The sequence below is a fragment of the Streptomyces sp. NPDC104309 genome (assembly GCF_055584025.1).
In genome coordinates, this window is record NZ_JBVJMV010000090.1 from 1 (window position 1) to 12,759 (window position 12,759).

General features: G+C 67.4%; 7 protein-coding genes and 1 pseudogene. 2 read left to right on the forward strand and 6 right to left on the reverse strand.

Going from position 1 to position 12,759, the window contains the following annotated elements; all coding sequences use genetic code 11:
- Positions 1-92: 92 nt before the first annotated feature.
- The 4 genes from ltrA to ACZ68L_RS45330 form a co-directional block, all read right to left on the reverse strand.
- Complete coding sequence (ltrA, locus tag ACZ68L_RS45315) at positions 93-1,673, reverse strand: group II intron reverse transcriptase/maturase (RefSeq protein WP_469590495.1); 1,581 nt, start codon at positions 1,671-1,673, stop codon at positions 93-95.
- 1,204 nt (positions 1,674-2,877) lie between these two features.
- The gene (locus ACZ68L_RS45320; RefSeq protein ID WP_469590498.1) at positions 2,878-3,954 is read right to left on the reverse strand and encodes a WxL protein peptidoglycan domain-containing protein; all 1,077 of its coding nucleotides are present in this window, start codon (positions 3,952-3,954) and stop codon (positions 2,878-2,880) included.
- A 74-nt stretch (positions 3,955-4,028) separates the two neighbouring features.
- Complete coding sequence (locus tag ACZ68L_RS45325; protein WP_469590502.1) at positions 4,029-6,005, reverse strand: purple acid phosphatase family protein; 1,977 nt, start codon at positions 6,003-6,005, stop codon at positions 4,029-4,031.
- Positions 6,006-6,144: 139 nt separating this feature from the next.
- Positions 6,145-7,350, reverse strand: coding sequence for a HupE/UreJ family protein (locus ACZ68L_RS45330; RefSeq protein ID WP_469590507.1), 1,206 nt, complete (start codon positions 7,348-7,350; stop codon positions 6,145-6,147).
- A gap of 239 nt (positions 7,351-7,589) precedes the next feature.
- Here ACZ68L_RS45330 and ACZ68L_RS45335 point away from each other — a divergent pair, with 239 nt between their 5' ends.
- Positions 7,590-8,258 carry a type 1 periplasmic-binding domain-containing protein gene (locus tag ACZ68L_RS45335; RefSeq protein WP_469590511.1) on the forward strand — a complete coding sequence of 223 codons (669 nt, stop codon included), beginning with the start codon at positions 7,590-7,592 and terminating at the stop codon, positions 8,256-8,258.
- A 78-nt stretch (positions 8,259-8,336) separates the two neighbouring features.
- Positions 8,337-9,164, forward strand: coding sequence for an IS701 family transposase (locus ACZ68L_RS45340; RefSeq protein WP_469590514.1), 828 nt, complete (start codon positions 8,337-8,339; stop codon positions 9,162-9,164).
- Positions 9,165-10,255: 1,091 nt separating this feature from the next.
- Here the strand turns inward: ACZ68L_RS45340 and ACZ68L_RS45345 are convergent.
- Complete coding sequence (locus ACZ68L_RS45345) at positions 10,256-10,768, reverse strand: hypothetical protein (protein WP_469590517.1); 513 nt, start codon at positions 10,766-10,768, stop codon at positions 10,256-10,258.
- 1,099 nt (positions 10,769-11,867) lie between these two features.
- Positions 11,868-12,116: pseudogene (locus tag ACZ68L_RS45350) on the reverse strand (IS256 family transposase); the annotation flags it as partial.
- Positions 12,117-12,759 lie beyond the last annotated feature (643 nt).

Sequence of the window (12,759 nt, forward strand, 5' to 3'; positions counted from 1 at the left end):
AGCGAATATTTCCTGGGGGCAGCCATGGTCGATGTTCCTTTCATGAAAACCATCTGACCCTCTGTCACCACACTCCGCATCTCGGGGGAACCTCAGACCCAGTCCTGAACGTCGTCCGGGTCGAACCCGGCTCCGTCGATCAGATCCAGTCCGCATCTGGGACACAGCCCCCGCTGACGGTAGGCGAGGGAGAGGATGTTCCTGGGCTCTCCCACCGCCTGCACCCGCTTGCGTCGACGGTTCCTCCAGTACTCTTCCAGCTCCGGATCATCGGGCGACGCATCGTCCTTGACCAGGGTGTGTCGCTGGATCGGCATCCAGGAGGCTTGCTGCAAGTAGTGCTCGGGAGTACCGAAGACCCACTTGCTGGACCTGCCAGGCTGGAACGTGCCCCAGTACCTCCGTTTGATCCATCCCCAGGGTTTGCGGCGATGCCGTCGCATGGCCCAGCGTTTCAGGACCTCGAAGGTGTGGGCGTCCAGTAGGTTGAAGGTCTCCTTCGAGCAGACAGTCCGGTAGTACGTGGACCAGCCACGTACGAATGGCGAAAGTGTCCTGACCAGGCTTTCAGTGGGCGATCCGCTGTTCTCCCTGGCCGTGACACTGATCCTCTTCCGGGCTCTCTGCAGGGCGTCCCGGCTCGGCTTGATGATCAGCTTCTCGCGGAACCTGCCGATGTTGAACCCCAGGAAGTCCACCCCGTTGGAGAGGTGTACCACCCTGGTCTTCTCCTCGTTGAAGGAGAGGCCCCGGGGTTCGAGCCATTCGGCAAGGTCATGCTTGGCCTTGATCGCCTCTTTCTCCGAGGTGCAGAACACCACGAAGTCATCGGCGTACCGAACCAGAGCCGGCGAGGTTGTCTTGGCGTTCCACGGACGGTTCGCTCCGATAACCTCTCCCATCCCATGGAGGGCGATGTTCATCAGCAACGGGCTGATGACGCCACCTTGTGGGGTGCCTTCAGGCGTCGTGGCGAACCGCCCGTCCTCCATGACCCCAGCTCTCAGCCATCCCCGGACTTGCCGTCGTCCTGGGAACAGGCCGACGGAGTCCATGAGGTGCTGATGGCTGATGTGGTCGAAGGCGGCCGACAGGTCAGCGTCGAGGACCCATAGTCGCTTGGCGGTCTTTCGCCCAGCGACATTGAAGATCATCTCTATGGCGTCCCAAGCTCCCCGTCCTGGCCTGAAGCCGTAGCTCCTGGCCTCGAACCTGGCTTCCCATTCCGGTTCCAGAGCGTTCTTGAACCTGGCCTGGTCGACCCGGTCCCGGATCACCGGGATGCCCAGAGGGCTCCTCTTGCCGTTCGCCTTCGGGATGTACACACGACGTACGGGCTTGGGGTTGGACATGGGGTCGGCAAGTACCTGCCGCACCATCTTCCCCCGTTTCTCCGGAGTCAGAGCCTTCTGCCCATCGATTCCCGCCGTCTTCTTGCCGGTGCTGACCTGGCAGACCCGCCTGACACTCGTCAACGTGTTGGCCTTGGACCGCAGCATCAGCTTTTGCAGGTTACGCACCTGCTTCATGTCACCCTCGCGGGCAGCCCTGAAAATCCTCTGACGCAGCCGCTTTACAGACGCCTCTTCCTGGCTCCAGTCGATGCTGTGCCAGAACTCGGCGTTGCCCTCGGGTCCGTTCATCCGGGATTCGGCGATGGCCAGTTCGGTCAACGCGGCCCCCCTTCAGTCCAACTTGCGCCTCGGTGCAAGTGCTTGCCCATCGTCTCTTCATGGCCTACCTGGTCCACGTCAGCCGCCTTTCGGCTCCAGCCACAGGCTGGTGTCCACCGGGTTATAGGCCGCCAGGTGGAGACTCATGGTCGGCGGCCGCTTCGCCTGGGCTTTCGCCCTGGTGGCGTTCGCTTCTTGGACCATCCTGTTCCCGCACGGGGGTTCGGCCTCCGTTACCTTCGGCTTACCGGCTGACGAGGCCGGACCTGTACGGGGTTTCCGTGTTCCACATCGTGCAGTTGCGTCCGGGTGGGGTGCTCTCTTTCCGCCGTCCTCCGCGGTGACCTACAGGCCCCTCCCCGATGGGGACCTGCCGCGCCGGGCTTCCCAGCCCTAGAGGATTCCACCGCCGAGTACTGGCCATTGCGCGGTGTAAGTCTGACGACGAGTCGACGAGAGTTCGTTCTCACTCACCCTTCCGGGCTTCCCCTTCACCTGTAGCCTGCGAATGGCCCGCGAGCCCTTGGGCTTGACCACCTCCGCTCAGCACCCCGGAATTACTCCCGGCGCACCGGAGGCTGGGGACTGACCGTGGGTCACTGGTCAGGTCCGCATGACACGTCTCCTCTCCTGCGGACTCTGCGTGCGATGTGACTTCACGTCGCACCGGGCGTGCCTTCCCAACCCGCGCTGCAACGCGGGCCTACTCGATGACCTATCGATCGATCCATCGGGAAGGTACGCCTCCTTCCGTCAGGCCGATCCACAGGTATTGAGCATTGCTCCTGCTACCGGAGAGGCACACGCTGAATACAGAGGGCACGAACCACCCCGCCGCATAACGTGTTCGACGATCAAGAGCTCCACGCCTGACTTCCGACCGTGCACGAGCTCGTTCCCGGCCCCCACTGGAGGGCTGTGCGCCTTGAGGCGGATCTCCGCGGGGAAGCCGCCGAAAGTAAGCGACTCACACTGGGAGTAGCGCGGCAGACACGCCTGCCATGGGAAACCGCGACGCAGCAGGCGGAGACCGAATACTCCACATGATGCGTCATCGAAATCACGTCGGCTCTTTCGGCGGCGGGCAAAGTAGCTGGCCAGACGGGCTCCATCGGCGCATTGCGCGTGAGGCGGGAGTGGCCGGGGCGTCTCCGGGTATTCACGTGAGTCCGCCGGCGGGAGCAGGGTTCGGCGCCTGCGGTCGTCAGGCCTGCCGGCCGGCCTTGTCCCGCAGGGCCTGCTCCACTGCCTCACGGACCCGCTCCTCCTCGCGCCGTGCGCGCCGGACGCGAGCGCGGCGGACGAGCACGAACGCCGCCACGGCCGCGGCCAGGACGAGGATCAGGAGCAGGAGGAGGGTCCAGGGAACGGCCCAGCCGTGGGCCGTGGCCCGGACGGGTGCTAGGGCGGTGGTGGAGCCGGCCGCGTCGGTGATGACCGGGGTGACGGTGACCGCGGCGGTGAGCTGGAAGGCCGGGGTGACGTCGTGGATGGGGACCGTGACCTTCCAACGCTCGCCGGGCAGCAGTTCCGGCGGCGCGGGGATGCTGTCGGCGTCGGTGCTGAGCGTCCCGAAGGGGCTGGTGAGGGTGACCTTCTGGGTGCCGGAGAGCAGCGCGTTGCCGGTGTTGTGGAGGCTGTAGGTCACCGTGGCGTCGCCCTGGGCGAACGGGTTGGCGGAGCCGTCGTAGCCGACGTGCACGTCCTCGACTGCGAGTGCGGGCCGCAGGGCTCCGCTGACGCGCAGCTTGATCCGGATGCCCAGGCGCCTGTCGACAGCGATGCCCTCAGCGCCGTCGGACTGCTTGAGCGACGTCAGGATGCCGCCCACGTAGTCGCCGGGGGGCGCGTCGCGCGGGACCTTGACGGTGAAGGGGATCTCGGCGCTCTTGCCCGGGGCGATCCGGACGCTCTCCTGGGGGGCGTGGACCCAGGAGCCGATGGAGCGGGACTTCTTTTCCTTGGTGAGAAGGTCGAGTTGGCCCTTCTCGGTCGTGTAGCCGTCGGCGGCGTAGACCGCGAGGCGCAGCGGGGTGGTGCCGTGGTTGGCGACGATCATCGCGTCCTCGGCCTCACCGCCGGGGTTGACGTCGTAGCTGAAGCTCGACCGGTCGTCCCCGTATTCGTTCGCGGCCGTGCGGACCGTCCAGGTGACGTCGCCTTCGGCCGCCTGGGCCGGGACGGTGAACGCGCCGGCGACCGTCAGGGCTGCGAACAGGACGAGGACGGCGGTGCGGACGAGGACGGCGGTGGTGCGGCGAGGTGGTGCCACTGCGTGCATGGGGTCTCTCTCGGAACGGGCGTGTGGCAGGCTCCGGCGGACCGGAGCCTGCCACGCCGGAGCAGCGGGAACGGTCAGCTGCTCAGCGCAGTGATCGTGAGGGTCGCGCGGTAGCCACCCTTCTGAACGGTGTCCGGGATCTTGAGGTCCAGGTCGGCACCCAGCTTGGCCGTGCCACGGGCATGGCCCTGGGGCGCGGAGCCGAGGGCCCGGGAGACCGACAGGCCCTTGCCCTTGTCGTCGTAGCCGGAGGTGACCGGCGAACCAGCCTCGGCACCGGCCCCGTGGTCGAGGACGTACGGCGTCCAGCCGAGGTAGGAGCCCGCGAACGTCTTTTCGGCGTCCTTGAACTCGCTCACGTCGGCCGAGACCGACCACGGGGAGAGCGAGCGGCGGGTGTCCGACACGAGGATGGGGTTGATCTTGCCGGAGGCGGTGAAGTGGTCGCCGTCCTTCTCCTTGGCGGTACCGAGATCCACCAGGCCGTTGTAGCCGTCGATGGTCCAGCCGAACTCGCCCGGAGCCGGGTTGGGCACGTCGACCTGGAGGGACTGGCCGTCACCGTTGTACGGGTGGACGCTCACCTTGTCGACGATCGAGCCGACGGGCTGCGCGGCAGTGGTGTTCTTGCACCAGTCGCCTTGCGAGACCTGAGAGTTGGGAGCATCGCAGGTGCCACTGCGGATGTTCTCCACGACGAGCTTCTCGTCCCGCACCTGGACTTTGACGTAGCTGCGGACGTGCTCCTGGTTCTGGACCGAGTTGTACCAGTAGCTATCCGGATTCAGCGGGTCGGCGCCGTTGCCCGCGCCGCTGGTGCCGCTGGAGTCGGGCGCGGTGATGTCGTAGTACTTCGAACCCGAGGCGGAGTTGGCCGTGACGTAGAGGACACCGCCGGGGCCGGGGTAGACATCGGCCGCGCCGGGCTGCTCCTTCGGGTCGGCCTTCTCACCGTTCTTGATGAGGTAGCTGCGGGAGTAGCTGTGGTCGTGGCCCTGCAGGACCAGGTCGACGCCCAGCTTGGAGAAGGTCGTGGGGAAGTCGACCCGGCGGGCCTTGTTGTCCTTGTCCTTGGCGTGCGAGGCCGGCGAGTAGATCGAGTGGTGGTAGACGAGCACCTTCCACTTGGCTTCGGAGCCGTGCTGGTTGATGACGTCCGTGACGTACTTGGTGTGCGCCTCGTCGCCCCCGCCGCCCTGAGAGGTGGCGTAGCTGTTGCTGTTGAGGTCGATGAACAGCACATCCTTGTAGATGTACCAGTAGTTGCCGCCGGAGGTGTTGGACTCCGGGTTGCCGTTGGAGTACAGCGCGCCCGAGCGGTCCGTGTTCGGCGTCGAGAAGTGCTGCTCGTACGCCTTGCCGCCGACGTCGTGGTTGCCGATGGTGGCCGCCCACGGGTACTGGCGGAGCTGGTCGGGCGCCAGGAAGGCGTTCCACTGGGGCTCGTTGTTGGCGCTCTCGACCTGGTCGCCACCGGAGACCAGGAGTTCGGTCTTCGGGTTGGCCTTGGTGGCCACGTCCAGGGTGTCCTGCCAGCCGGCCTGGTCCTGTGCCAGGTCCCCGGAGGAGCCGATCTGCGGGTCGCCGAGGAACAGGAAGTCGTACGCGCCCTCGAAGTCCTGCGTGGTGAAGGAGTACGCCTTGGACCAGTTGCCCTCGGTGCCGACGCGGTAGGAGTAAGCGGTGTTCTCCTTGAGGCCGGTGATGGTGGCGTGACGGTTGTATCCCCCGCTGCTGGCGATGTTCGCAGCGCCCAGCGCGTCGAAGGTGGCGGAGTCGGCGAGGAACTCGCCTGCTGCGAGCCGTGCGGTGGGGGCGAGCTGGACCTTCTGGGCGGTGTCGGCGGAGGAGTACCAGCTGACGGTGCGCTGGGTCTCGTTGGCGCCGACGCCCAGGACGACGCCGGAGAGGGTGGAGGATTCGGCCGCGGCGGCGGGCGTGGCCTGCCCGCCCGCGAAGGCCACGGTCAGACCGAGGAAGGCGGCGGTGGCGCCGGTGGCCACACGGTGCCGCATAGGTCCTCGGGCCTGCTGAGAAGAGTTCGATCTCATGAAGTGTCGTTTCTTCTATGTACAGATGGTGCGCATGCAGTGCGCATGCGAAGGAGGACGCCAAGCTCTCGGCACCAGATGAACGCCGTTCGAATGTGATCTTGGCGGAGGCTGAACATCAACTGCTGACCTACGGTTCCTACGATCCGGTCACGCGCTGCACGAACCAGACAAGCCCCATGGCGGCCACTCCCGCCGACAGGGCCCCTGTGGCCCACAGGGCGGCCCGCGGTGAGCGGCGCCCGAGCAGCAGCAGGAGCGGAAACAGCATGGCGATGACCGCGAGTTGGACGGCTTCGATGCCGATGTTGAACACCAGCAGAGACCACAGCAGAGTCCATGACCACGCGGCCTCGATGCCGAGCGCGCCCGCGAAGCCGAGACCGTGCACGAGCCCGAAGCAGAACACGACGCAGAGACGGGTCCACCCGGCGCGGTCCAGGGCGAACCGGTTCCCGGCCGGCGCCTGGAGGTACGGGGTGTGGGTGCCCCGCTTGCGGATGCGCCACAGGTGCCAGCCGGCGACCACGGCGATGGACAGCGCGATGACGGGCTCCACCAGGCCCGCGGGGACGTCGACCAGCCCAAGGGCGGCCAGCAGGAACGTCACCGAATGGGCCAGGGTGAAACTGGTGGCGGCGAGGACGACTTCGCGGGGCCGCCGGGAACCGGCGATGAGGGCGAGCAGGAACAGGATGTGGTCGGTACCGGTCAGCAGGTGCTCGGCGCCGAGACGGAAGAACTCCCAGAAGCGCTCCGTCCAGGATTGGCTGATCGAGAAGGACGGATGCCCGGCGTCGAGGGCGGCGCTGCCGGTGCGGCCGTCGACGGCGTAGGTGACGATCGTCTTGGTTCCCGTGACATAGCCCTCCGCGTCGGGGAAGAGGGCGCTGCGGATCTCATGGTCGTCGCCGCCGTGTTCGGCGCAGGTCCAGTCGAGCGTCAGCAGCGCGTAGGGCACGCCCTCCTCACGGCTCATCCGGAATGCGCCGACGGAAGCGAGCCCGCAGGCGCTGCCGCCCGCGGTGACCGAGAAGCGCTGGGTGACGTAGCCGACGGCGGCCGCCCGGTGGGCGTCGAGGGCCGCGGCCTGGGCTCGGGTGTCACCGGCTTCGAACGCGTCGGTTCCGGCACGGAAGAGGGCATCGTCGGAGCCGGCGTCGGCGGCCGAGACGACGAGGAGGTCGTACTCCAGTTTCAGTTCGGTCCGGAGCGGGCCGTCGCCGGTGACGTGCGCGTACACGGTGGAGGTGAAGCCATGGGCGGCAGCGGGCCGGACGAGGCCGAGGAAGAGGAAAACCGCCGCGCCGAGAGCGAGCAGAAGGCGGCGGACACGGTGTGACATGGGGCTCCTTGAGGTTGCCCGTGCACCGTGCTGGTCGAGGATGAACCGATGACGACTGATCAGCGAATCATGGGAAAACAAATGTTCGATGAAGCTCGGGTCGATGGAGATCGTGTGGAACGGAAGAGCAGGATGTGGGAAAAGCCGTTCCGTATCGGCTCCGCCCCGCACCCCGCCGGGCCGCCGGCCGCCGTTACGCCGGGCCGCCGCCACGGCCCCCTTCCCGGAGGACGATCGTCTTGCACCGCCCGCTCCTGGCCGCCGTACTGGTCGTCGCCGCCGCCCTGCTCACCGGATGCGCTTCGGGTGACGACTGGTCAAAGCCGCGCCTCAGCCCCTCTGCCGTCGGCGAACTGGGCGCGGGATTCGTCGATCCGGGCGAGCCACCCGCACCGGAGTCGACCGTCACGCCGAGCCCGGGTTCATGGTCCGGAGTCCGGCCGCCAGCCGGCACCCGCGTCGTCCTGCTCACCGCGGGCCACGACCTGCCGACGAAGGCCCTGGTGAAGGCGGTGAAGGCGTGGGCGAAGGACGAGGACGTCGACCTACGGACCGTGACCGCGTCCGATGCCGCCGACCCCGTGCCCGCCATCACCCGAGCGCTGGACATGCACCCGGACCTCGTCGTCAGCGCGGGCAACGACCTCATCGACCCGCTGGCGGCGGTCAGCCCGAGCCATCTCGCCCAGGAGTTCCTGGTCGTGGGAGCGGAACTCGCCGAACCCACCGAGAACGTGACGGCGGTCGACTGGTCTGGGGCCTCGTTCCGCGGGGAAGGGCTCGGCATGTCCTCGACGTACGACCCCGCCTCCTTCACCGACGCCCGCTGTGCGGCCGCCATCCGAGCGGGCACGGCGGCGGTACTGACGGGACACACCGGGATCGTGGTGTGGTTGGACGAGGTCTAGCGGTGGTTTGTTGACGGGGGGGCAGGGTCGTAGTTGGCCGGTAGCAGAGGAACGTCGCCTCGTCGCCGACGGGTTGTGATGCCCCGTCGTCTGCCGTGTCCGCCCGCTCCGGGGCCGCTGGAAGCCTATGCGGCACGCTTCGACGACCTGCTTTCCACACTGGCACAGCGCCTCGGGTTCCGTGAGTACCTCGCGGGGCTGCTGCCACCGCGAGGCCGGAACAAGACCCTGACCTGCCTGGCTGGCACGGAGCCGGTGGTCGGGGCCCAGAACCCCTCGGTGCAGCGACTGCAGTTCTTCCTGTCAGAGTCGACGTGGGATCACGAGCGGGCCAGCGTCCGCAGGGTGGAACTGCAGCTGGCGGATCCCGCGACCGCGCCGCACGCGGGCGGGGTGCTGGTGATCGACGACTCCGGGGACCGAAAGGACGGGAAGGCGACCGCGCACATCGGGCGGCAGTGGCTGGGCCGGCTGGGCAAGACAGACAACGGCATCGTGACGGTGACCACCTGCCGGCTGATGAGAACCTCTACTACCCGCTGCACGCGGTGCCCTACAGCCCCGGCCAATCACTTCCCCAAGGGCAGGAGCGATCCTGGCTTCCGCACGAAACTGCAGATCGCCGCAGATCTCGCCCGTACCACCAAGGCCACCGGGGTGGCCTTCCGGGCCGTGGCCGCCGACTGCGCCTTTGGCGACCAGGACAGCTTCCGCAGACAACTCAGCGAGGCGGGACTGCCGTTCGTCATGGCCCTCAAACCGAGCCACGGCACCTGGGCCTACGGCAAGGACGCCTACACCCCCGCCGACGCCGCCCGCGCCCTGACCTGGACGAACCCCGAGCATTCCGGCGACTGGACTGCCATCGAGCGAACCTTCCGCAACGGGCACACCGAGACCTGGTGAGTCGCCGACGCCCATCCCAGCTGGTGGGGCCCCGACGGAAACATCCGCCTGGTCGTGGCGACCGCACTGACCCCTCGGGTGTCCTTGCTGTTGATCTGTCGGTCACACCGGCAGCGGGTGTGATGCCTCCACCGCCCGCCTGCCGCCGGCGGACGAGGGTTACCACCCGGGCACGTGGGCGCCGAAGCATGTCCCCCGCTCTCCGGCCCGACTGTCTGTTCGATCGATGCCTTTGTTCACCCCTCCGGCTCTGTCGCGGGAATGCGTACACCCCGCCCCGGCACCGGGGATCACGCCCAATCGAACATGCGAGACCATCCCGGGGGCGCGATCCTTGGGGTCGGAGACACTGTCGGAGTAGATCCGTACTTTGCTGCAGACAAGACGGCTGTTGGGGCATTCCCGGGGCGAAGTAGGGGGCACGGCGCGCGCCGGTCTCCCTGACGGTGGCTGCGTAACAGGTGAGCTGGGTCCGGGCGCAATGCGTCAGGGGGACCTGGGAGTTGGCGTGTACAGGTCGACATGCTGCAGCGCATAGGCTGCGCGCGCACGAGCGTCGGGTACGCAAGGTGAGGGGAATTCGCAGGTCATGATACGTCAGCAAGGATGGTGTTGACGCAAGTTGACGGCCGTGGCCATGCTCGCGGTGGCCGGGTGCTCGGCCGTCGACGAAGGAACGTCACCTGCGGCGACGGATGCGAAGCCGTCCGTAGCCGCCGGGGGCCGGCGGCGGCCAGGCGCCTGACACCACCACGCTGCCGGGCGTGCCGACCGTCGAGCAGGCGCATACCGAGCTGGCCGGGCTGGAGGTGGCTGCGCACGGGTCGATGTCCGGCTACAGCCGCTCCAAGTTCCTCCACTGGGCCTCGCAGGGCGAGTCGTGTGACGCCCGGGAGGCTGTACTGGAACGCGACGGTTCGGATGTAAAGCGGGACGACGAGTGCCGGGCGGTGTCCGGGAAGTGGGGCAGCGCCTACGACGACGAAAGCGCGGGGCGACCCGGATGTTCCCGGGCAGCCAGTGAAGGCGGCACATTTCGCCAGGAGGAGCGCGGCACGATGAGCAGCGGGCCCGGCTTCGTCCCGGTGCGATCAGTCCGCTCCGGGCAGCTCAGGGCCAGCGAAGTCGGGACCCGAGAAGTCGGAGCTCGAAAATTCGGGAGCGTTGAAACCCGGCCCCCTTCGCGGCTCCGGAACCCCCTTCGAGCCGCCTGCCGCACGTGACGTGGCCGTCGCATCCGGACAGCCGGCGTTCTCAGGACTTACAGCCTGGAGCGAGTTGGACAGGAAGGGCAGGATCTCGCGTTCGAGCAGTGCCTCCTGCCACGCGTCTCGCGCGTGGGCCACCTCGGGTTCCGTACCACCGACCGTCGAACGATTACGCGCCGCTGCCACCAGCATCCAGACGAGACCGGCCAGCACTGTCACTACCGCGACCCCTGCCGCAGCCAGACCGGCGAGGAGCATGACGCCGCCGTGATGTGAGTGCGTGACAACACCCCAGAGGGCGACGCCGATCAAGCCGAAGACCGCGGCAGCCGTGGCGGACAGCCCCGGCACCAGAACGGCCACCGCATGCAGCGGGCTGCTTGTGTTCGCCGCCACGCCGTCGGACTCGCGCCGTGCACGACGAAGCGCCGCGCCCGACGAGGCCGAGACAGCGAGCAGTTGACGGTACGCGCGGTATTCGGAAGCGGCCGAGGCGGCACTCGCGCCGAGTGCACGGGTGCGCAGTTGTTCGCTCTCGATGCGCCGGGGCGCCCGGCGCTACGCGGAGGCGGCTGCCGACGGCAAGAAACGCCAGGCGCGCCGAGGTCGCCGCCACCGACGCCGCATCGCCGCGCCGTTACCGGCAGACCAGGGCCGGTGCTGCGGTGGAGGTCGCACAGCCGGATCTGCCGGTCTACGACCGCATCTTCCAGCTGATCGAAGGCGAAGCAGGTATAGACGGAGAGGCTGCCAGACGTGGTCCTCCACCACGTCTGGCAGCCTCTCCGTCACTGCGTTGCGCAGGCTTTGATCGGCATCATCATCGCCACAGCGCCGGTGTCGCCGGTGAGGGTACGGCGTCACACATTCGTTCCGGATTCGTCACTTCGAAGGCTTGCCCTTGCTTCTTCTCAACGAACGGTACGCCCGGTACGCCAGCCAGCATGTATAGCCGGACACCCCCCCAAGGACCACAGGCGCCCACATCGGGAGTCCACGCCCAAATAAGATCCCGATAATCGTCATGGATGCAATGCAGCAAACCATTCCGATATAGGGTTCGAGTTTACTTTTCCTCGAATTCATCCGGCCAGCCCTCTCCAGCTCCAGCGGCGGGCTGCCACGCCGGAGCCGCAACTACGAGTCACGCGGCCACCACCGACGGGCGGCGTGGGTTACCGTTGCCAGCGGCGCTGTGCCATGCCGAAGGCGCAACCTATGCCCACCCCCCCCACCACGATCGGCGGGCGGCCTTGGTCGCCGATGAGATCAACCCACCCGAGCCTCCACCGAAAAAGCAGGCTTGGACATAGGGGTTGCGATACGCCGGCCCCACGTAGCGGTTCCTACCTATGCGGTGTCGGATGCGACGGTAGTAGCCCCTGGCGCGATCATAGCCGGGCACGTGCCACCGGTAGCCGAAGGGCGAAAAGTGGTCGCGGTGCCACGGCGGATCCCGTGCCAGGGCAAAGGCGATTTGCCGTCGAGGTCGTAGCTGGTGATTCTCCCTGCCGCCCTCGACCCGTTCACCGGGCTCGTGTCCGAGGTGGTCGGTCAGCTCACCCTCCAGCACGGACTCCAGCACCTTGCGCGTCAGCTCCGCCAGAAGGCCGCCCTCGCCGGTCAGCTTCACTCCGCCGGCCCGGGCCCGGGCCACCAGTTCGGCAACCAGACTGTCATCCACAGCATCCAGCGTACCCACGGCGGCCTCCCCGGCCTTGATGTCACTCATCACGTCAGTCATCAACTGTCGCTTCCAGCTCGGGAGTTACACCGGCTACCGTACGGACCCGGAGGAGCCGCGGGGCTCGTAGTCGATGGCATGTCCGATGCGCGCTGTGCCGCTGCCGGGCTGCTTGGCGGCTCCGGTAACCAGCCGCGGTGGTCTCACACCGCGTGGCGACGGTTCGCCGATTCCTGCGGAGACGTATGGGAGGCAGTGGCCGGAGGGATCGGACTGGATGGCAGGGTCGTTGTTGGCGTAGGCGTACGGCGAGGAGTTGGGCGTTCCGGCCGTGGAGGGTTCCGGGTCGATGGTATTGAAGCGGCGGTTGCCGGGGCCTGGGTGTGGTCGCGTGGGTTCATCCGGCCGCCTATGTATGGGTTTCACGGTGCGGGGGCCTGCCGGTGCGAGACAACGTGCCACCAACCATGGCCGGCTCCGCAGAAACCCGCCAGGCCTGACCGCAGTCGCGCGGAAGGGGAGAACACTACCCGCCCGATCCGCCCCGAATGCCGAAGTTCATCGCTGCGTAGTCAGCACCAAGTCAGCGCGGGACAGGTGATCAGGGGTGAGGTTCCCCCGAGATGCGGAGTGTGGTGACAGAGGGTCAGATGGTTTTCATGAAAGGAACATCGACCATGGCTGCCCCCAGGAAATATTCGCT